This window comes from Bifidobacterium sp. JNUCC 75, from assembly GCF_054819865.1.
Map to the genome: position 1 here is coordinate 725,624 of NZ_JBTHIF010000001.1, position 20,599 is coordinate 746,222.

The window sequence follows — 20,599 nt, forward strand, 5'->3', positions numbered from 1 at the left end:
CATCTCCTTCACACCCGTGCCTTACGGTCCCCCTGGAAATCAGGCACGGTGCAGGGGATCCGAATCAAAATCCGATACTGGGATTGACTCGGATCCCCAAAATTAATGCCTACTCGTCCAGAACGCCTTGATCCTGAACGTTTTGCGTTGTCTCCTTGAGAGCGGCATCGACCGACTTGGTCTCGGTCATAATGGCTGAATGGGTGTCGGACAGAATGGAGTTAATGGTGTCTGTTGCCTGGTCGACTGGGGCCTCAAGCTTCATATCGTGAGTGCTCCAGGCCTTCCTTGAAGCCTCGTCATTGGCCATCCCTTCCGGGGAAAAGAAGGTCTGAGTGATTTTGTCGTTGATGTATGCAGGGGTGGTGGAGAGCTTGGCCAATTCGTTGGCCCCTCCCTCGCCAACGGCCCACTTGACGAACTCCTTGGCGGCCGCAAGCTTCTGACCGCTGGTCTTGGAGGAGATGGCCAGGCTGGTCGGACTGCCAAAAGTGATGGGAGTCTTAGGCACTTTGCGATCAGGGTTCTGTGGCACTGGCGCCATACCCCAACTGAACTTCTGGGCTTCCCCGGAATTCTGCTGAGTAAGCAGGGTGGCGGCGTACCACGTTCCCATGGGCATCATCGCTGCTTTCTGCGTGCCGAACTGCGGCTGGTACTGAACCTTGTTGGTAAACGCAGTGTTCCAATCGATGGTCAGCTTGTCATCCTGCCATGCCAAGGCTCGCTTGTAATAGGGCTTCATGTAGGAGAAATCAGCCTTGAGGAAGGTTTGGCTCGCAGGTTTGCCACTCTGGGCTATGGCGAAGGACTGAACCACGGCCTGCCAACTGTGCATGTACATGGGGTAGACGCTGTTGGCGTCATAGCCGGCCTCGGGCAGCTTCTGTTTGAGCTGTTTGGCCGCCTTGGTGTAGTCATTCCAAGTCCACTTGGCATTGGGCTCCTCCAGGCCAGTCTTCTTGAACATGTCCTTGTTGTAAAAAAGCACCCAGGTGTCTGTACGATAGGGCAAGGCATAGTACTTGCCATCACGTTCATAGCCGCTGAGACTGATGTGCTTGTCACCCTTGAAGTTGGATGCAATATCAGAAATATCAGCCAATCCTTGCGACTCTGAATAGGTCACATACTTGATCAGGTTCTTCAGCGGGAAAACATCAGGCTGGGCACCAGAAGAGATATCCGCCGTCAGCTGCTTATCGTAATCGTCGGCCGAGTACTGCTTGATGTTGACCGTCACATTGGGGTGGGCCTTATGGAAACCATCGGCCAGAGCCTTGAACTCAGGAGTCATGTCCAAAGACCATCCCGCAAAGGTGATTGTCGTTTGGGCCTTGCTGTCGAATCCATCCCCACCTGCCGAGGCCTGTTTACTGCTTGCTCCTCCACTACTTCCGCAGCCAGACAGCAGCATGATAGCCGCGGAAGCCACTGCTAAAGTCTTGGTTACAGTTTTCACGTTCATGGTCATCCCTTTCCTTCGGCGACAATGCCGCGGAACAGGCCGGGTTAGCCGACCCTTATCTCGCCTCTGATGAATCACAGTCATCAGAAAAGCCGTTGCTGGCTTACCTGCCACGTGAATGTTCTCGGGCGATCACAACTACACTAAGTGGTAAGAAAATGACTTCAAGAGTTTGTTGCAGTCTGTTTCCATCCGGTTTAGCCCCAAGCAGTAGGTATACACTGATAAGGCAGGCTGGGGGCATCGGCCGTCATTACTGCTTTCATCATCGATAAGGCAAAGCATCGAGGCCAAACATGAATCAGGCGGAATCAGCGACTGAGAACGGCGGGCAGGACCAGGCAGGAGGGTTCCCCGAACCGCCGGTTTCAGGATGGCTGCCTGCACAGCGACGAGAGCTGATTCTGAACATGCTGCTCAGAGAAAATGTGGTCAGGGTATCCGACCTGGCTCGAATGATGAGGACAACCGATATTACTATCCGAAGGGACTTGAACATACTGTCCAAAGCCGGTCTGGTCAGAAGGGTGCGGGGTGGCGCTCTGGCCGTCAAATCGCTGGATTCCCAGGACCAATCTGCCGGCTCTTTCGCAACATCTTCTTACAACGCTGATGTAGCCTTAACCGGATTATCCAGCTCCTCGAATAAAGCCGAAGCAGCCTCGACCAACGTGGTCACCGGAAGAGTCGCTTCGAGTCGAACTGGCCGACGTAACGGTGATGGAAGATTGAGCCGCAAGAAAATCAGCAAAGCCGAAGCCAGCGGCAGCACATCGAACCCCACTATGGGCGAGGCTGCAGGTCAGGATAGAGCAGCTGTCATTCAAACAGGCCGAATCGGAGTGGCTCTGCCCGAGCCCAGCTTCATTTGGCCCTCGGTTACGGAAACCATCAGGCGCATGGCGGCGGAACATTATGGATTGCAAGTCATATCCGGGGAAACTTCCTATGAGACCTACCCAGAAGTAGACATCCTGGATGATCTGGCCGCCGATCCGCAGATACGTGGAATGATCGTGGCTCCTAGCGTCGATCCGGCCATCGGACCGACAACCTGGCAATGGCTGACCAAATGTCGACTGCCTGTCACTCTTCTGGAGCGGCACCCCCCACGGTGGTTGCCCGTTTTCTTTGACTCCGTCCATACTGACCATCCAGCCGGAGTCCGCCGAGGACTGCAGCACTTCCGTCAGCACGGCCATCATCGGGTGGGGTTAGCCCTGGGCCACACCCCGACTGCAGCCGATATCGAGCTAGGCTGGCGGCTGATGATGGAAGAGGGGGACGGCCTGGAACAGACCTTCCTCCTGAAAGACAAGCAGCCATATGTGGCCGAGGATGTGGAGCAAATCGTCACGACCATTCTGGAAACGCACACCACAGCCGTCCTGGTCCATCCCGACTACCTTTCTATCGCCCTGGTACAAGCCTTGGAACGGCGGGGCCTTCGCATTCCCCGCGACCTGTCCATGATCACCATTGACGGCTACACCAAGCGCCTAACGGTTCTGCGATCCTCGGCCCAGGACCTAGCAGCCGCTGCACTGCGTTTGCAGGTACGACGGATGCGCAACCCGGACCAGCGCATCGAGCACGTCCGCATAGAACCGACGCTCATCGACCGAGGATCAGTGGCTGATATAGACGAAGAACATGGAAGGCCCTATTAAGAACTGCGCAAAGCCGTTCATCCTACTTGCTTCATATGATTGGCTTCAGCACAGCGGTCAGCACTCAGAGCTCGCGCACGATGCCCAGCACCAGCCTGGCGGCCGTGTCTGCATATTCGGAGATGTCGAACTCCCGGAAAACCTCGTAGTCGGTGTCGGCGTTGTCGCTCAGAGCGCGGATGACCAGTGCCGGCACCTTGTTACGGGCCGCCACATGGCAGACGGCCGCACCCTCCATCTCGACCGCATCGGCCCCGGTCTGCTCCTTGACTTGGGCGATCTTCTCCGGGCTGTCCACAAAGTAGTTGCCGGTCGCAATGGTGCCGACGATATGCTTGATCCCCATGGCATCCAAGGTCCGATCAGCCAGATCCAGCAGGTGAGGGTCTGAGTGGAACTCCTCCGTGCCGGGGGCTGACTGGGCCACCAATCGCATGTCGGTATCCAGGTAGCGCAGGGTGCCTCCAAGAACCACGTCATTGATGTGCAGGTCCTTGTTCAGGTTGCCGGCGATGCCGGAGAAGATAACAGCCCTGGGATGGAAGGCATCGATCAGATACTGTGTGGTGGCGGCAATGTTGACGGTGCCCATGCCGCCCACGGTGGCAGCCAGCCGAACCAGGCCGTGTGATCCATCAAGGGTGCCGCTTATGACCTTTAATCCGGCATCGCCGGCACGGGAATCCTGATCCGCCTGTTTCAGGCCTTGGCCGATCAGAGCCACCTCCTCATCCATGGCTCCTATGATGGCAACCGGCCGCTGATCTTCGCCCTCCATGGAATCGCCTGCTTCACTCATATCTGACTCCTTACCCATGATTTCACCCGCAACTGCGGCCCGACCAGCCTACTGCAGACCGCAAGTCAACGAGCCGTGCCGCGACGACGATCCACTGCCTCCGCCAGCTCCTCAAGCAGATCCTGAGTATCAGGCCAAGAGATACAGCGGTCGGTGATCGAACACCCGTAAACCAGTTGGTCCAGCGGAGCCGGCTTCTGATTGCCACCACGTATGAAACTCTCCATCATCAGCCCGGTAAAGCCCTCCTCGCCATCGCCTATTCGCTGGGCCAACTCATGGACAACCTGGATCTGGCGCCGCTCATCCTTGCCGGAATTGCCGTGGGAGGCATCGATGAGCAGTCCGTGGGCAGCCGCGCTGTCCTTGGGCATGCGCTGGCGCAGCACGGCAAGGGCCGCCCGCACCGAGTCCTGATCGTAGTTGGGGCCGGACTTGGAGCCGCGAAGTACCAGATGGCAGTCGGGGTTGCCCATGGTCGCTACGGCTGCGGCCTGACCCTCGTGGTCTATCCCAAAGAAGGTGTGACGCTGAGAGGCCGCATAGCAGGAATCAATAGCCACATCCACGCTGCCGTCCGTGGCGTTCTTGAAGCCGATGGGCATGGACATGCCGCTGGCCAGCTGCCGATGAACCTGGCTCTCCGTATTCCGAGCACCGATGGCCCCCCAGCTGACCGCATCAGAAATATACTGGGGCGATGTAGGTTCCAGAAATTCCGTGGCCGCTGGGAGCCCGGTCTCCAGCACACCCAGCAGGATGCGCCGTGCCAGGACTAGCCCCTTTTGAATGTTGTGACTGCCATCCAGATCGGGGTCGTTGATCAGGCCCTTCCAGCCGACCGTGGTCCGAGGCTTCTCGAAGTAAACCCGCATGACAATCAGCAGCCGATCCTTCAACCGCGCATTGACGGCCGACAGACGGCGAGCGTAGTCCAGCGCGGCATCGGGGTCGTGGATGGAGCAGGGGCCCACAATGACCAGCAGCCGATCGTCGCGCCCATGCAGACAGTCCACTATTTCCTGCCGGGAGCGGATGACCAGATCCTTGGCCGGCCCATCCAAGGGGTATCGGGTCAGCATCTGCGCGGGTGAAGGCAGGCGGTCAAGCTCAAAGACCCGCCTGTTGACGATCCGCCCTATGCCTACCTCGTCCTCCCACCTGGGCACGTTCCCGGTCTGCAGGGGGTTGACGCCCGCCGCCAGCGCCTTGTGCACCAGTTCGACCTCGTAGGCCTTGCTGGGTCGGGGTAGGGGCTCCTGTGGCTCATCCTTCATCCGACTCATGCTTTCTTCCTTTCCCGACGGGCTTGCACGGCATCGGCCAGGATCTGCAACAGTTGTTCAGTCCTGTCCCAGGAAATGCAAGCATCGGTGACGGACCTGCCGAAGACCAACTGATCCAGTGGGGCCGGTTTCTGGTGACCGCCCTCAAGGAAACTCTCCATCATGATGCCCGACAGGCCTTGCTCGCCCTTGGCGAGACGGTCTGCCAGCTCCTCGACCACCTGGGCCTCACGTACGGGGTCCTTGCCGCAGTTACCGTGGGCTGCATCCACGATCAGACCTCGGCAGGCGCCGGGGCCCAACGGCGCCTGATGTATGGCCTCCAGGGCGGACCGGACGGATTCCGCATCGTAATTGGGACCATGACTGGAACCGCGCAGAATGATGTGGCAGTCAGGGTTGCCCCTGGTCTCGGCAGCGATGACATGGCCGTCCAGGTTGATGGACAGGAAGTGATGTTCGGATGCCGCAGCCAGGCAGGAATCGACCGCAGCCTCTATGCTGCCATCGGTCGAGTTCTTGAAGCCCATGGGCATGGACATGCCGCTGGCCAACTCCCTGTGAACCTGGCTCTCCGTGTTCCGAGCCCCGATGGCCCCCCAACTGACCGCGTCGGAAAGATACTGTGGGGTGATGGGGTCCAGCCATTCCGTGGCCGCCGGAATCCCCTGGCCCAGGACCTGCCAGAGCACCTGGCGGGCCAGGCGAATCCCCTTGCGGATGTTGAATGTTCCATCCAGGTCGGGGTCATTGATCAGCCCCTTCCAGCCGACCGTGGTCCGGGGCTTCTCGAAGTAGACCCTCATGACGATCAGCAGCCGATCCTTCAACCGCTCATTGACGGCCGACAGACGACGTGCGTACTCCAGAGCAGCCTCCGGGTCGTGGATGGAACAGGGGCCGGTGATGACCAGCAGCCTGTCATCCTGTCCATGCAGAACTTCGCGAATGGCCTGGCGGGAGTCTCTTACCAGACTCATCCGCTCCGTGTCCAAGGGTCGCGAGCGCAGAAAAACCCTAGGGGCCGGGATTGGGTCCAGCTGACGAATGTTGACATCCACTGTTTCGGGAAAGACGGCCGTATCGGCAAAATACTGCCGCTCCTCTTCCGGGATGATATCCGGTTCCTTGACGAATGCCACGGTCGCTCTCCTCTCTGTCGTACTGCGACGATTACGCCCGAATTCCTTATGACCGCCCACATCCGGGCCAATGTGGACAGTCCGTTCCCGCGATCCTTATAGACCACGGGGACGAACAGTTTGATGGATAAAAGTGGATGAATTAGTGCAGCAGCTCAGGCCAAGGCACCCATGGGGTCCCAGGCGGGCAGCATGATGGCATCCTGGTCGAAGGCCTGGCGATACTCCTCGGACAGCATGGACTTGGGTACGGCCACCTCGTAGACATACTGGCTGAACCAGTCGTCGCTCATGGTGAAGTAGCCCTTGTTGGCGATCTCTTCGCCCCAGGAGTTCTCCACCCGCCAGCGGTTGGTGGTCCGGCCGTCATCGGCCACGTCCACGCCCACGAATGCCATGGCGTGGTTCTGGGCCGAGTCGCCGAAGCGCACCCGCTGCTCCTTGTCCATGTCGAAGTCCACACCGTAGACCCGGCCATACTCGAACAAGTCGGTGGCCCACTGGCCGGCCTTGCGGTCCATCATGGGATGGCAGTCGGCGCCGAACCAGACCGGCAGACCCTGCTCACTCATCAGACGACGGGCGCAGTCCTTCATGACCTCCACCGGAACGTTCAGATACTCGGTGGGATCGCCGCCAGCCACGTTGCCCAGGTGCTCGATGCCGATCTTGCGGCCCTTGGGGTGCTCGGGGCGCGGATCGTCGACCAGGCAGACATAGTCCTCAAGTCCGGCATTCACGTAGCGCTTCCAGAACTCCTGCGGGGTAATCCGCCCATCCCGGTGGAAGACGCCGTCCTTGTCGGTCCACTCCCAGTCGAAGCTGGTGGGCGGAGTGCCCAGATGAATGGTCAGCATACGATGACCGGCCTCCAGGGTCCTATCGATGATCTCGTCGATGCCGTCTGGGTTGGCCACCATGTGAGCCGTGGCTTGGTGGAGCAGACGACGCAGCTGATCGTTCATCTGGCCGGTGTCCTGGGAGGAGGCAGTCTCGGGGTAGAACTGCTTGGGTACTGCGCCGTACTTCTTATAGATGTTCATGGCCATGATCCACTGGCCGCCATCGCCCATGACATCGCCCATCAGGAAGCGCATGAGCTGGGAGTCGACGGGCTCGCCTGCACGCACCAGAGCCGCTACGTCGCGCAGGAAGTAGTTGACGCGCTCGAGCTTGTCGTAGTACATGGCGTAGTTCTGGGACAGCTCGAAGTCGCCCATGGGGTTGGCAGTGCTTTCGTCATCAATGTTCAGAGCCTTGCGGGCCACGAATCGGGCCACGTTCAAGGAGCTGAAGAGCCAGCAGCGGCCGGAATGCGCCTGCGAGGTGACCGTACCATTGTCGATGCTAACCGAAAATCGGTGCTGCAGCAGGCGGGAGCGATTATAGTTGTGGGCTACTTCGTCGATGCCTACCTGGGTGACGGCGTTCATGGCGACGTGGTTGGCCTCACGCTCGTCGAAGGCGGTGCGCAGGCCCTCCAAACGGGTCTGATCCAGTGGTGTCAGTGCTGATGTCATACGGTCTGTCCTTGTTTCCTTTCATGCGGATGTATCTGCATCCCTGCATCCAGCATAGCGGGAATCGGTCATCGTGGGTTCGTCTGGAGGAGGATGTGGACAGCTGCACCTATCAAGCCAGGGAGAAGCGCTGAGCCGCATTGACCACGGCCAGGACCACCAGGACAGCCAGCCCAAGGGAGATCCAGCCCTTATAGGTGCCAGGGCGTGAGCGATTGGCGTGCAAACGGTCTGCCAGCTGTCCCCAAATCAGCCAGAGGACGACCAGTCCCCCAACCAGGCCCAGAAGGGTCATTCCCTGGTTGATCAGCGTGCCGGTGCGGGCCGGCACCGTCTGGGTCAGCCACATCATGGCGTCGGCCAGGACCAGGTTGTTGAAGATATGCAAAGCCATGGACCAGAGGATGGAGTATTCCATGGCGATGAAACCCAGAACCAGGCCCAACAGGAAGGTGAACAGACTCTGAGTGATGTCCCCGTGCAGGCAGGCGAAGATAAAGGAGGAGGTGACGATGGCGAAGGTTCGCCCGTAGGGCCTGAGCCTGCCCATGACCACGCCGCGCAGCAGGAACTCCTCGACGACGGGGACCAGGATAGCCGTGTCCAGTGGCGACAGGAACCCATGCTGACCCGCAGCGATCTGCGAAGTGGTGGAATGGTAAACCAGCCCCAGTGCCTGGGAGCCCTGGTTGACCACCCATGTGAAGCCGGTTTCGATGCTGCTGGCCAGCATGATCAGCAGGATGGCCCCGACCAGTACGGCCGGACCAGGGTTGGCTTGAGCCTTGTACCGCACCGGGTTGGAGCCGCGGCCGAGCAGGTCCTGGCCGCGGGTGCCGAAGAGGAAGACCAGCATGACCAGATCGCCCAGCAGATCACCTAGCCCCGGCTGGCGGGCAATGCCCAGGGCCGCAGCCACCGAGGGCAGATTCAGAACCCCTGCGATCAGATTGGCCACCACCAGATACACCAGGGCGTAGAGGGATTGCAGGTCCACCCCCCGACGCACCTGGGCGCTCCACGAGCGTGAGGGCCCTGGAGATGCGCTCGATCCGCCCTGTTTGCCCACATCCGCATCGGTCGAATCTGTGGCGGGTGACTCTGATAATGAGTGATTTGGTTGCTGCATGATGCTCTCCCAACCCTGTGGACCCCATGGCCTGCGCCCTTCACCACTGACTCTAGGCCAGAGCAAGGGTTCGGATCGAGATTGACGCCCATGCCGGTTTCGGCATAAGATCGGGCAACTTCAAGGCAAGAAAAAAGCCGGGTTGCAGATCATGCCTGCAATCCGGCCCTTACGAACAGTGAAGTTCGTTGATCAGTCCCGATCGGTCGAGGTCACGCCATCATTGACCGGCGGAATGACCGTGGTCTCCTGGTCAGTGACCGCCTTCTCCACCTGTACACCCTTGGCCTGGGCCGGCGCATCACCGGTCTGGTCGGATGCATCGGGCAGGACGCTCGGTGCCGGGGAGGGCAGGACCTGAGTCGGCATATTGGCCGAGGATCGGACAGTCACAGCCGCGCTGGTCTCATCTTCGGAATTGCCGGCTGAATCAGCTGCCACGTCATCAGTTGCCAGGTCATCGGCTGGCTGACTCGCTGCGACCGGATCGTCCAATGCCTGAGGGGTTTCTTCCTGGGTGTCGGCAAGGGGCTGGCCTACACCACCATCCTCGCTTTCAGCCTTCGTCGCTGGGGCCGGCAATGGATCAGCGGCAGGCACCGCGTTGACCACGGGCACGCTTGGCGCCTGCCCCTCGTCCTGGTCATTGACCACAGTCTCATCATGGAAGCCGTCGAAGTTGCCGAAGGACTTGGAGAAGATGTTCCGCAACTCATCGACCCGAGAGGTAATGGTGGCTTCCCGGTGCTGCAGCTTGGTGATGTGGTCCTTGAGCCCGTCCAGCTCAGCCTGTGCGGCCTTGCGTTGAGCCTCGACCTCGGCCTGGGCGCGCTGCTTGGCCTCCTCCAGCAGCTGGCTGGCCTTGCGCTCGGATTCCTCGCGCTTGAAGGAGGCGAATGAATCGGCATCCTTGCGGGTGGCCTTGGCCTGCTCAATCAGCTCCTGGGTCTCCTTCTCGGTCTTGACCCGCCGCTCCTCCAGGCTCTTGAGCAGCTCGCCCACCTTCTTGGTGGCATCCTCCTGCTGGGCGGCGATGTCGGAGCGCACCTGCTCGGCCTCGGCGTTGACCTTGGCCATGGTCTCGGCGCTGGTGACCTTGGAATCGTCCACAATCTGCTGGGCTTCCGACTTGGCCTTGTCAGTGATCTCAGAAGCCTGCCTGCGGGCGTCATTCAGGCTCTTGGAGACCTGCTCGCGCACGTCGGCCAGCTTCTTGTTGGCATCGGCCAGGGCCTTCTGAATCTGATCGTTGGCATCCTTCTTGAGCTTGGCGATCTCCTCGTCGCTCTTGCGTCGCTTGTCGGCGATCTCCTTGGCGGCCTTGGCCTTCTGCTCGGACAGCTCCTTGTCCTGGGTGGCCTTGTTGGTGGCCAGCCGCTTCTCATGCTCTTCGCGGGAGTTCTGCAGCTCCAGATCCAGGGCCTGGCGACGTTCGGCCACCACCTTGTCAGCCGCGGACTTGCTCTGTTCGCTCTGCTGCTTGGCGGTGGTGGTGACGGTCCTGGCTTCGTCGTTGGCGGCCTCGACGATGGACTTGGCCTTGGCGTTGGCCTCGTCCACGATGTGCTTGGCTTCAAGCTGGGCCTCGTTGACCAGGGTCGTCGCCTTCTCCTGGGCGGAGGTCTTAGTGGATGCCGCATCCTGCTTGGCGCGGTTGAGCAGCTCGGTGCTGGTCTGCTCGGCCGAAGCCAGCAGCTGCTGGGCGTTGGCTCCAAGGGAGGCGAAGGAGTTGCGAGGCTGCTCGACCTTGCGGGACTTGGCCTCCTGGAGTTCCGCCTCCAGCTTCAGAATGCGATCGTCATCGGCCTTGATCTGCTGACGCAGCCGGGCAAGATTGCTCCGCGAGGCCGCCAGGGCCTGGTCGACCCGCTCCTTGTCATAGCCTCGCAGGACAACGGGAAACTGATCTTCGGCCATGGAAACACTCCTCTTCGCCACCAAGACATGCCGGCCCGTGACAAAAATGTCTTCGGTCCGGTGGATTTACCTCGACTCTACCCCATGCCAGGCCGAAATTTGCTGTCTGACAAGCTGCCGACACACTGACCTTACATACGGGGCTCAGGCAATCAGAATAGGGCTGGAGGAGGGCCTCCGGTAATAGCGAATGGTTTCATTGACCACCTCGCGCACAGCCTGTATCTGCTGATCCAGGGGCAGACCGCGCTCCTGTCCGCCGCTTTCGTTGACCAGGGGAAGGCTGACGAACCCGGCCAGGACATCCTTGTGCCCTGCAGCCCATGCCAGCAGGTTGTAGAAAAGCGCGTTGCAGACATAGGTGCCCGCGTCCGAGCTGAGTGTGGCCGGGATGCCGCAGGTGCCAAAGTCGTGCAGGATGGCCCTCAGCGGCAAACGGGTCCAGTAAGCGGCAGGACCCTTGGGATCGATGGGCAGACGGCTGGTCCGACGGACGGCATCCTGGGACTCCTTCTCACCTAGGTTGTCACGGTCGCTCGCGTCGTCCTCCTTAAGATTGACAGCGCAACGCTCCATGGCGATGCCACGAGCCCGACGCTTGAGCCCTGTGGCGATGATGATATCGGGGTGCACCCGCTCTATGGCCTCATGCAGTATGGGCCAGGCCTTGGCGAAGCTGACGGGCATGATGACGGAGGAAATAGTCAAGTCCACGCCCTCCAGAGGATTTTCCTCGGTTGGACCGACCTTTCGCATGCCCTCCATTCCATGCTCGGCCAGTGCCTGTGAGACCTGGCTGGAGGGGTTGACGTCAACACCCTCGTAATGGTCGTATCCGGCGACGATGACCTTGATCTGCTCCATGTGCCCCATGGTACACAGGGCTTCACCCGGCCAGGGAGCCCGCTATCCATTCAGCCATGGGCACGTCCGAGGGTAGGGTGATCTTCATGTTGGTCACGCTGCCGGCCACGATGGCCACCGGCTCCTCAGGCAAGTGGTCCACCACAACCCTGGTGTCATCAGTGGGATGGAAGTCGGGGTCCGCAGCGGCCAGGTCGTAGGCCTTGCGGAGGGTGCCGAAGCGGAAGGCCTGCGGGGTCTGAGCCCGGAACATGTTGTCGCGGTCGGGCACCTGACGCACCACCTTGCGCTCACCCAGGTCGCCGGCCATCAGCATGGTGTCACTCGAGGCCACGGCCACGGTTGCGGCGTTGAATGTATCCAAGGCATCGATGCAACCATTGATGGACTCCTGGCTGACGAAGGGGCGTACCGCATCGTGGATGAGCAGCTTGGCATCCTGGGGAATCTCCGCATCAGCCAGGGTCTGCAGGGCCGCCTCGGTGCTGTCCATGCGCTCGACGCCGCCCTGGATGACCATGCGGACCTTGTCGTAGGTGTCAGCGCCCACGATGGCCTCGACAGACTCCCGAACCCGATCGTTGACCACGACCAGAATGTCGGTGACGCGGGCATTGGACTGGAAGGCGTCAATTGACCAGGTGATGATGGGTTTGCCGCCCACCTGCACCAGCTGCTTGGGGTTGCTCTCGTCAAACCGAACGCCCAGCCCAGCCGCAAGAATCACCGCTACAACTGGCTGAATCTGCTCCTCCGGCTCTGCGTTATCCTGACTGGCCTCGGACGGGGCTGCTGATGCTCTGCTCTCACTCATACACTCAACGGTACTCACGCGGGGACAAGGAAGGGCGCAGACCCGGCGCTATCTGCACCGAACATCTGCACCCGAGGCCTGCTCCGGCCGCCAGAAACCGGATCGATCAATCTCACGGCTTCAGTCATCGGCCAGAATAAGGGCCAGCATGCGCCCCTCCCCAGCCTTGTTGGCCAGCGAGGCCCGGCGGTGGGAATACCAGAGTGGGTTCTCCAGGGTGCACAGCGGTCGGTGCAGATCCTCAAGACGCTTCGATAGGGAGGGACCCTCACTGTCCTGGCTGCACAGCTCTTCCAGGTCCGGGTCCTGACGCAGATAGCTGGTCGCAGCGCCAATCCGGGGGGCGGAGTCTACGATATTGGTCACTCCTGCCGCCTTCAGTTCCATGATGGCAGCAGTGGCGATGTCGATGGCGATTCCGCCGAACCTGCATGGTCCAGATGCGCCAGGGAAACGCTTCTCGAAGTCATCGGCCAGGTCCGAACCCACCTGATAGCAGTCCGCGCAGATGCGAGGCCCAAGGGTTGCCACGATCCTGGACGGGTCAGCACCCTTGTCGGCCATGGCCTGGACTGTTGACGGAATGACTCCAGCCACCAGACCCCGACGGCCGCAGTGGGCCGCCCCCATCACTCCGGCCTGAGGGTCGGCCAGCAGCACGGGAAGACAATCAGCGGCAAAGATGCCCAAGGTCAAGTCGCGACGGGTGGTCACCTGAGCATCGGCCTCGCAACGCCCCTGGGGCTGACCTTGGTCGGCATCCCAGACCTGGGCTGAGTGAACCTGATCCACCAGGACCATGGGGCGGTTCAGCTGGCGACCCAGAGCCTGACGGTTGGCGGCAACCGCCTGCGGGTCATCGCCTCCCTTGCCGCCCAGATTCAGCTGGGCATAATCGCCCGAGGAAACCCCGCCCAATCTGGTGGTGTAGACCACCTTGATCCCTGACGCCAGGGCGATGGGAATGGTGACCGGGATTGGCCGACCCTGATCGTCCAGCGACGACAGGGGGCTGCTGTCCAGCAGGGTCCGTTCCCGATCCCAGGCTTCTCCCTGAACGCTCTGGGAGTTCTGCTCGTTTGGTTTGGGCTTGAGGCTCATGCAGTCGCCGCCTGATTCAGGCGGTCCATCTCCTCTTCGCTCAGCTCCATGTCAGCTGCCTGCAGGGAGTCCAGAATGGTGGCCACCCTGTGGGCCCCGGGAACCACGAAGACGTTGCGGTTCTGGGACAGCTCCCAGGCCAGGACCACACGCTGGTGGGAGACACCGCGCTCCTGGGCCACCTGACGGAAGGTGTCATAACGGGTTTCGTCCTTGGGCGCTCGGAAGCCTCCCAAGGGGCTCCAGCAGACGAAGGCCAGACCCAGCTCGGCCGCATGGTCCAACTCCTGGCGGGAGCTGGTGAAGGTGGGCGAGAACTGGTTCTGCACGGCCACGAGGTCATCGCCCAGAATCTGACGAGCCAGGTCCATCCGCTCAATGTCTACGTTGGAGACGCCTAGGGTCCGGGCCACGCCCTGTTTGACCAACTCGGCCATGGCCTCCAAGGACTCCTGGTAGGGCACCTGCGGATCAGGCCGGTGCATGTAGAGCAAATCGATGGTGTCCACGCCCAGGGCCTGAGCGGACTCCTTGGCATGCCGAATCAGGCTCTCCGGTCGACCGTCCACAGCCCAGGTCGGCCGACCATCAGTGAAGTTGCGGTAGTGCCCAACCTTGGTGGCCACCAGCACATCCTGACGAGGCCCCTTCCAGGAGTCCAAAGCCTGGCGAACCAGTCGTTCATTGGTCTGCTCAGGACCACCTGACTCGTAGTAGGACCAGGCAGTATCCAGATGTCGGCAACCGGCATCCAAAGCCTGATGGATAACGTCGATGGCCGTTGCCTGGTCCGGCTTGCCCTCGATGGACAATCCCATGCAACCCAGTCCGACCGCTGTCGTAGTAAAGGGCCCCAAGGCCCGCATCGACGATGTCATACATGTACTCCCGTCTTGTAGATTGATGCCAGCTTCAATGCCGCCGGCTTCCTATCGAGCTTAGCTTGTGGCCCAGTATCAACGACCGCCGAAGGAACCACCACCGGAGCCACCACCGGAGCCACCGAAGGAACCACCACCGGAGCCAAACCCACCAATACCACTGCCGGAACTGTTGCCGCTGGCCTGGCCGATCAGGCCGCCGATCTGTTCGAGTCCCTGGGTCAACTGAGTACCCAGATCAACCACCCCGCCTTGGCCAAGCATTGAATTTGCAGCCAATGCTTCAGGGCCACTCACGGAGGAAGCCACTGGAGCATTCTGGCTGTAAGGCAGGAAGGTGCAGTAGAGCAGGCTCCCGCGCGCGTTATTATTCAGCCAGTCGAAGTCGGTCAGTTCAGGGCTGGCCTGTGCCAGCTGAGCGACAACCCGGTCACTTATACCAAAGGCCGCAGCGTAAACCAGGTAGCGGTCCCAGAGCACCAGATCCTCCACGCCCCGGTGGCTAAAATCGCTGAAGTCCAGCAGATAGCGCCGAAGCCCTGACACCTGACCAGCCATGAGCTGTCCATTCCTGCTGAGCACTTGCCAACTACCATAACGAATGGAGAATGCTGCAACAGCCACCAGAAACACGGCCAATGGCGCACGTACCAGCACGGTGCCCGGCAGGAATCCAGCCAGCAGGATGAAAGCGGCCAAGAGCACGGCCAGGAAGGGCAAGATCTGTATACCATGACGATAGGCACGCAGGTCAGCATTGTTGGTCTCATACTTGACGGCCTTGTCGAAAGCCTCCAGAGAGACCTTGCCATGATTAGCTTCGGTGCTGGAGAAGAGAGCAATCATCTCGTACAGGTCGAAACGTTCATCCTTGGAGCCCATCAGAGCGGAAGCACCTTCCAGCATGGTCAGGCAGGCTTCCTCGCTTAAGGACAGGGCCAGGGAGGCTCGATCCTGACTGCAGACCGGATTAATGACCACCTCCATGGACTGCCGTTTGCCTTTATGGAGCAGCGAGCGCATCACCTTAGTCAGGGAACCTCCGCCGGAATTCGCCCGGTCCTCATACTTGACCGGAATCAGAGCGATGGCCCGCTTGGAGGCCAGGGAGAGAATGGTGGCTGACAATTGCCTGCCAATAGGGGATTCTCGGGTCAGCATCAAATCGTTGATAACAGCGGCCACGGCCGGTGACAGATCAGGAGGCTGACGGTAGTAGATAATATCGCCTCGGTACTGGGAGTCTCCATAGGTGCGGAAGGCCTGCCAGAGCATCACTACAATCAGCGCGATAGCAGCTAAGACGGTCAGTACACCAGCCAAAAGTCCGATCCGCGCCCGTCTGGTCTGCTCGGCGTGCCAGTGCTCATACTGCTGGCGCTCCTGCTTGATGATGCGATCACGCGCCGGTTGAGAGTCGGTCCTGACCACCGAGGAAACCCTCTTCGCATCGAAGAGAGCCACCAAATCCAGATGCTGACCTGGCCCGATCCGGTCAGCTGAAAAGTGGATACTGCTGTCATCGCCCACCTGGTAGGAACCCTTGCCAGCGAAATGGAGCCAGGCCTTGGCATCCTTGTCCTTCTCTGTTCCTATAAGCTTGGGAAGCCTGACATCAGCGCTCATATGCTCGACGGAAATCTGGTTGGTGTCGCCCACGGGCTCCCATTGGAATTCAGCCACATCGGGATGGGCAGTAGTGACACCGTGGAAGGTCATGTCGATGCGGAAGCGCCGACCCGAATCCTCGGCAATCTGCGGAATGTTCCAACCCAGCTCCACCTGACACCGGTTCCCCTGGGCGCCGCAGGCAGATCCTTGGTCCGAGTCGCCCGGCTTGTAGGATTCCAATCCTGAGTCCGAGACTGTGCCCATATACCAGGTGCCAGCCATGGTCTTATCCCAGTCGGGAACCTGATCGAGGTTATCAGGATCCGTCGGCGGATCGGCTTGCCTATATGTAGAGCCATTGGTCAGGTCGCGCACGCTTATGTCACTGATGCCCGTCAGCCGGTCAGGCTTGATCTGATAACGCTGGTAGAGCTCCCTCCAGGGACGTTTGTCGCCGTTGTCGTCCTCACGGGAGTTCATGGTTACGGTCAGGTCCTGACTGATGCGCAAATCGCCGTTATCCAGGACCTGGACATCATAGTCCACTGAATCGTATACCAGGTCCGGCCAATTCTTGTTGAAGATAAGCAGAGCAGCGACTATGCACGTCACCAAGGCTGCCACCAAAGCCAGTGCCAAGGCTCGGAAAAAGCGGGAAGTGCTCCAGGAGGGATGGCCTGAGACCGGTTTCCCAGAGGAGGCCACTGGGGCGTTCACTGTCCGAAGTCCACTACGGGCGCCTGGCGGCTACCCTCGTCAGCCTGGAAATACTGGGCCTGACGGAAGTGGAAAAGGGATGCGATGATGTTTGAGGGGACCGTCTCGATGCGGGTGTTGAACTTCTGAACCACATCATTGTAGAACTGCCTGGCGTAGGCGATCTTGTCCTCCAGGTCCTTGAGCTGACGCTGCAAGTCCAGGAAGTTCTGGTTGGCCTTGAGCTCAGGGTAGGCCTCCGCCCGAGCCATCAGAGTGACCAGGGATTGGCCCAGTCTCTGTTCGGCATCGGCACGGGCCTGCATCTGGTCTCCGCCAGCCGTCTGGGCCTGAGCCACGTCGGCGCGGGCTTTGGTCACCTCCTCCAGGACGGTGGACTCGTGTGAGGCGTAGCCCTTGACCGTCTGGACCAGATTGGGCACCAGGTCGGCACGCTGCTTGAGCTGGACGTCAATCTGGGCCCAGCCATTGGCCACCCGGTTGCGCAGATTGACCAAACCGTTGTAAGCCCCGATGCCCCAGATAACCAGCAACACGACCAGCAGGACAATGACGATAAGCACGATCAGTGATACAGACATGTTCCAATTCTCTCACGGAAGGGTCTGCAGACAAAACGGGACCCCGCCCATTAGAACGGGGTCCTGTCGGAAGACACCGAATCAATCAACATCCGGCATCAGTAGGAATCAGTCCTCACTGTCGAAGGGATCGAAGTCCCTGCGCACGCGACGACGGGGACGCTCGGAGCGCTCCTCCCGATCGGCCCGGTACTCGTCGTAGTGCTCGTCGGCCGCATAGCGCGGGTTCTCCCTGCGACCACGATAGCCGCCACGTCCGGAAGAACGACGCTCATGACGGCCGCCACGATCACCGCGGTCATCACGCTCGGCACGGCTGCCACGGCCGCGACGCTCGCCACGGCCTCGGCTGCCACGATCCTCCTCATCGTCGCGGGAGACCCGACGACGATCGCGACGGGAGCCACGGTCCTCGTCCTCGAACCAGTCTCCGCCATCCTCATAATCACGGTCGCGGCTCTGACGACGGTGCCGGGGACGATCCTCCTGGTCCTCGTCGTCGTAGTAGCGATCATCATGCTCTGAACGAGAGCGGCGCGGTGCCTCATACCGATCCTCGCGCTCGGAGGAACGGCTGCGGCGATCACGACGATCACGGTCACCACGACCACTACGCTCACGACGATCACCGCCACGGTCACGACGGTCTGTGCGGCCTCCGCGATCACGGCCTCCTGTGGACTCCTGGTCCTCGAAGCCGGGGATGGCCAGGGAGATCTTGCCACGGTCATCCACACCCTGGACGATGACCTCGACGGTGTCACCTTCCTTGAGGACGTCCTCCACGGAGTCGATGCGTTCGCCGTTGGCCAGGTTGCGGATCTGCGAGATGTGCAGAAGTCCGTCGGTGCCCGGTGTCAGGTTGACGAAAGCGCCGAAGCTGGTGATCTTGACCACCTTGCCGTTGAAGGTCTCCCCCGCCTCAGGCACGTGTGGATTGGCGATCTGGTCGATGACTTCCTTGGCCTTGGCTGCAGCCTCGCCGCCTTCGGAGGCGATGTAGACCGTGCCGTCGTCCTCGATGGAGACGTCGGCGCCGGTGTCCTCCTGGATCTGGTTGATCATCTTGCCCTTGGGGCCGATGACCTCACCGATCTTGTCGACCGGAACCTGAGTGGTGATGATGCGCGGCGCATAGGGGCTCATCTCGGCGGGTCCGTCGATGCACTCGTTGATGACCTCCAGGATGGTGGCCCGGGCTTCCTTGGCCTGCTGCAGGGCGGCGGCCAGGATGTCGGCGGGGATGCCGTCCAGCTTGGTGTCCAGCTGTAGGGAGGTGATGAACTCGGAGGTGCCGGCCACCTTGAAGTCCATATCGCCGAAGGCATCCTCAGCACCTAGAATGTCAGTCAGGGTCTTGTAGGTGGGCCGACCGTCGACCTCGCCCGTGACCAGACCCATGGCGATGCCCGCCACAGGGGCCTTCAGGGGCACGCCGGCAGCCAGCAGGGACAGGGTGGAGGCGCAGACGGAGCCCATGGAGGTGGACCCGTTGGAGCCGATGGCCTCGGAGACCTGACGGATGGCGTAGGGGAACTCCTCGCGGCTGGGCAGAACCGGAATCAGAGCGCGCTCGGCCAGGTTGCCATGGCCCACCTCGCGGCGCTTGGGCGAACCCACGCGGCCAGTCTCGCCGGTCGAATAGGGCGGCATCTCGTAGTTGTGCATGTAACGCTTGGTGGTGGGGCCGGACAGGGCGTCGATGGTCTGCTCCATCTTCAGCATGTTCAGGGTCGTAACGCCCAGCACCTGGGTCTCGCCACGCTGGAAGAGGGCGGAACCGTGCACGCGGGGCACCACGTCCACCTCGGCAGACAGGGTGCGGATGTCGCGTAGGCCACGGCCATCGATGCGGTAGTCCTGGGTCAGGATGCGACGGCGGACAATCTGGCGCTGAAGCTCCTTGAAGGCGTTGCCCAGCTCCTTGTCCTTCTCGGCCTCGTCCATGTCGGTGAACTCGTCGGCCAGAGCCTCGCGGACCTTCTCCTTGATCTCGTGGATTCGATCCTGGCGGGGCAGCTTCTCTGCGATGGACAGGGCCTGGTCCAGGTCGGCATGAGCCACCTGGTCGATGCGAGCATAAAGCTCGTCAGTGTACTCGGGGAAGAGCTGGAAGTCCTTGGTGGGCTTGGCGGCCTTGGCCTTGAGCTCACTCTGGGCCTCGCACAGAACCTTGATGAAGGGCTTGGCAGCCTCAAGACCCTGGGCGACAACCTCTTCGTCTGGCTTGATCTGGCCCTCGTCATAAATCAGGCTCCAGGCGTTCTTGCCGGCACCGGCCTCGATCATGGCAATGGCGACGTCCCCGCCCTCGACCACACGACCGGCCACGACCAGCTCGAAGACGGCACGCTCGCGCTCGCTCCAGCGCGGGAAGGCCACCCACTGGCCATCGATCAGAGCCAGACGCAGACCCGAGACCGGACCCTCGAAGGGCAGACCCGAGATCAGGGTGGATGCGGAGGCCGCGTTCAGGGCCAGCACATCGTAGGCATCCTCGGGGTTGACGGCCAGGATGGTCTCCACGACCTGGACCTCGTTGCGCAGGGTGTGCGGGAAGAGAGGGCGCAGGGGGCGATCAATCAGCCGGCAGGCCAGGATGGCCTCGTTTGAGGGCCGACCCTCGCGACGGAAGAAGGAGCCGGGAATCTTGCCCGCGGCATACATCTTCTCTTCCACATCGACGGTCAGCGGGAAGAAGTCGTAGTTCTCCTTGGGGCTGGACCCGGCGGTGGTGGTGGACAGCACCATGGAATCGTCATCAAGATAGGCGGCTACTGCCCCATCCGCCTGCTGGGCGAGACGACCCGTCTCGAAGCGCAACGTGCGCTTGCCATATGATCCGTTATCGATCGTGGCTTCTACAGCCGTGATTTCGGGACCCTCCATAGGGTTCCTCCTTTTGTTTACTGCTTGTTTACTACCTGATGTCAGGATGCTCGGCGTCGCTTAACTGCCGGAGATCCTTGTACTTCGGTCTGGTCCTGCCGAACCCCATGTCCGGCTATCTTCATTCCTTGCGGACCAGCCTTGCATTTCAATTCGGCACCATCTTCTGCAACCCCATCCCGGGATCGACGGTACCTGGTTCAGTCATGC

The 20,599-nt window shown here is 60.8% G+C and carries 15 protein-coding genes; 1 reads left to right on the forward strand and 14 read right to left on the reverse strand.

Going from position 1 to position 20,599, the window contains the following annotated elements; all coding sequences use genetic code 11:
• Nucleotides 1–109 precede the first annotated feature (109 nt).
• Complete coding sequence (locus ACVWNW_RS03160) at nt 110–1,468, reverse strand: ABC transporter substrate-binding protein (RefSeq protein WP_454482983.1); 1,359 nt, start codon at nt 1,466–1,468, stop codon at nt 110–112.
• 296 nt (nt 1,469–1,764) lie between these two features.
• Between ACVWNW_RS03160 and ACVWNW_RS03165 the strand changes: the two genes are divergently transcribed.
• Nucleotides 1,765–3,138: a substrate-binding domain-containing protein gene (locus ACVWNW_RS03165; RefSeq protein ID WP_454482985.1), complete on the forward strand. Its 1,374-nt coding sequence runs from the start codon at nt 1,765–1,767 to the stop codon at nt 3,136–3,138.
• 64 nt (nt 3,139–3,202) lie between these two features.
• Here the strand turns inward: ACVWNW_RS03165 and mtnN are convergent, their stop codons facing one another.
• The 13 genes from mtnN to ACVWNW_RS03230 form a co-directional block, all read right to left on the reverse strand.
• Nucleotides 3,203–3,937 carry a 5'-methylthioadenosine/S-adenosylhomocysteine nucleosidase gene (mtnN, locus tag ACVWNW_RS03170; RefSeq protein ID WP_454482987.1) on the reverse strand — a complete coding sequence of 245 codons (735 nt, stop codon included), beginning with the start codon at nt 3,935–3,937 and terminating at the stop codon, nt 3,203–3,205.
• A 65-nt stretch (nt 3,938–4,002) separates the two neighbouring features.
• Complete coding sequence (locus ACVWNW_RS03175; protein ID WP_454482989.1) at nt 4,003–5,223, reverse strand: 3-deoxy-7-phosphoheptulonate synthase; 1,221 nt, start codon at nt 5,221–5,223, stop codon at nt 4,003–4,005.
• Entirely contained in the window at nt 5,220–6,365 is a 1,146-nt protein-coding gene (locus tag ACVWNW_RS03180) for a 3-deoxy-7-phosphoheptulonate synthase (protein WP_454482991.1), read from the reverse strand. The genes ACVWNW_RS03175 and ACVWNW_RS03180 overlap by 4 nt, the downstream gene beginning before the upstream one ends.
• Nucleotides 6,366–6,520: 155 nt before the next feature.
• Complete coding sequence (locus ACVWNW_RS03185; RefSeq protein ID WP_046323340.1) at nt 6,521–7,885, reverse strand: C1 family peptidase; 1,365 nt, start codon at nt 7,883–7,885, stop codon at nt 6,521–6,523.
• A gap of 112 nt (nt 7,886–7,997) precedes the next feature.
• Nucleotides 7,998–9,014, reverse strand: a complete 1,017-nt coding sequence (locus ACVWNW_RS03190; RefSeq protein WP_454482993.1) for a CPBP family intramembrane glutamic endopeptidase — start codon at nt 9,012–9,014, stop codon at nt 7,998–8,000.
• A 192-nt stretch (nt 9,015–9,206) separates the two neighbouring features.
• Nucleotides 9,207–10,931, reverse strand: a complete 1,725-nt coding sequence (locus tag ACVWNW_RS03195; protein WP_454482995.1) for a cell division protein — start codon at nt 10,929–10,931, stop codon at nt 9,207–9,209.
• A 144-nt stretch (nt 10,932–11,075) separates the two neighbouring features.
• Nucleotides 11,076–11,795: a pyroglutamyl-peptidase I gene (locus ACVWNW_RS03200; protein WP_454482997.1), complete on the reverse strand. Its 720-nt coding sequence runs from the start codon at nt 11,793–11,795 to the stop codon at nt 11,076–11,078.
• 22 nt (nt 11,796–11,817) lie between these two features.
• Complete coding sequence (locus ACVWNW_RS03205) at nt 11,818–12,609, reverse strand: IspD/TarI family cytidylyltransferase (protein ID WP_046323343.1); 792 nt, start codon at nt 12,607–12,609, stop codon at nt 11,818–11,820.
• Nucleotides 12,610–12,729: 120 nt separating this feature from the next.
• Nucleotides 12,730–13,710 (reverse strand): purine nucleoside phosphorylase YfiH/LACC1 family protein, encoded by a 981-nt coding sequence (locus ACVWNW_RS03210; protein WP_454482999.1) that lies wholly within the window; start codon nt 13,708–13,710, stop codon nt 12,730–12,732.
• A complete protein-coding gene (locus ACVWNW_RS03215; protein WP_454483001.1) occupies nt 13,707–14,588 on the reverse strand; it encodes an aldo/keto reductase in 882 nt (293 codons plus the stop codon). Before ACVWNW_RS03215 ends, ACVWNW_RS03210 begins: the two co-directional genes overlap by 4 nt.
• A gap of 78 nt (nt 14,589–14,666) precedes the next feature.
• Nucleotides 14,667–16,814: a DUF2207 family protein gene (locus ACVWNW_RS03220; RefSeq protein WP_461196313.1), complete on the reverse strand. Its 2,148-nt coding sequence runs from the start codon at nt 16,812–16,814 to the stop codon at nt 14,667–14,669.
• Between the two features lie 101 nt (nt 16,815–16,915).
• Nucleotides 16,916–17,500 (reverse strand): LemA family protein, encoded by a 585-nt coding sequence (locus ACVWNW_RS03225; protein ID WP_015022422.1) that lies wholly within the window; start codon nt 17,498–17,500, stop codon nt 16,916–16,918.
• A 108-nt stretch (nt 17,501–17,608) separates the two neighbouring features.
• Nucleotides 17,609–20,389, reverse strand: a complete 2,781-nt coding sequence (locus ACVWNW_RS03230) for a polyribonucleotide nucleotidyltransferase (RefSeq protein WP_454483006.1) — start codon at nt 20,387–20,389, stop codon at nt 17,609–17,611.
• Nucleotides 20,390–20,599: the final 210 nt, after the last annotated feature.

What these genes read in the sequence shown, in the direction of transcription:
- ACVWNW_RS03160 (WP_454482983.1), bottom strand. Translation starts at nt 1,468, where the DNA reads ATGAACGTGAAAACTGTAACCAAGACTTTAGCAGTGGCTTCCGCGGCT.
- ACVWNW_RS03165 (WP_454482985.1), top strand. Translation starts at nt 1,765, where the DNA reads ATGAATCAGGCGGAATCAGCGACTGAGAACGGCGGGCAGGACCAGGCA.
- mtnN (WP_454482987.1), bottom strand. Translation starts at nt 3,937, where the DNA reads ATGAGTGAAGCAGGCGATTCCATGGAGGGCGAAGATCAGCGGCCGGTT.
- ACVWNW_RS03175 (WP_454482989.1), bottom strand. Translation starts at nt 5,223, where the DNA reads ATGAGTCGGATGAAGGATGAGCCACAGGAGCCCCTACCCCGACCCAGC.
- ACVWNW_RS03185 (WP_046323340.1), bottom strand. Translation starts at nt 7,885, where the DNA reads ATGACATCAGCACTGACACCACTGGATCAGACCCGTTTGGAGGGCCTG.
- ACVWNW_RS03190 (WP_454482993.1), bottom strand. Translation starts at nt 9,014, where the DNA reads ATGCAGCAACCAAATCACTCATTATCAGAGTCACCCGCCACAGATTCG.
- ACVWNW_RS03195 (WP_454482995.1), bottom strand. Translation starts at nt 10,931, where the DNA reads ATGGCCGAAGATCAGTTTCCCGTTGTCCTGCGAGGCTATGACAAGGAG.
- ACVWNW_RS03200 (WP_454482997.1), bottom strand. Translation starts at nt 11,795, where the DNA reads ATGGAGCAGATCAAGGTCATCGTCGCCGGATACGACCATTACGAGGGT.
- ACVWNW_RS03205 (WP_046323343.1), bottom strand. Translation starts at nt 12,609, where the DNA reads ATGAGTGAGAGCAGAGCATCAGCAGCCCCGTCCGAGGCCAGTCAGGAT.
- ACVWNW_RS03210 (WP_454482999.1), bottom strand. Translation starts at nt 13,710, where the DNA reads ATGAGCCTCAAGCCCAAACCAAACGAGCAGAACTCCCAGAGCGTTCAG.
- ACVWNW_RS03215 (WP_454483001.1), bottom strand. Translation starts at nt 14,588, where the DNA reads ATGACATCGTCGATGCGGGCCTTGGGGCCCTTTACTACGACAGCGGTC.
- ACVWNW_RS03225 (WP_015022422.1), bottom strand. Translation starts at nt 17,500, where the DNA reads ATGTCTGTATCACTGATCGTGCTTATCGTCATTGTCCTGCTGGTCGTG.
- ACVWNW_RS03230 (WP_454483006.1), bottom strand. Translation starts at nt 20,389, where the DNA reads ATGGAGGGTCCCGAAATCACGGCTGTAGAAGCCACGATCGATAACGGA.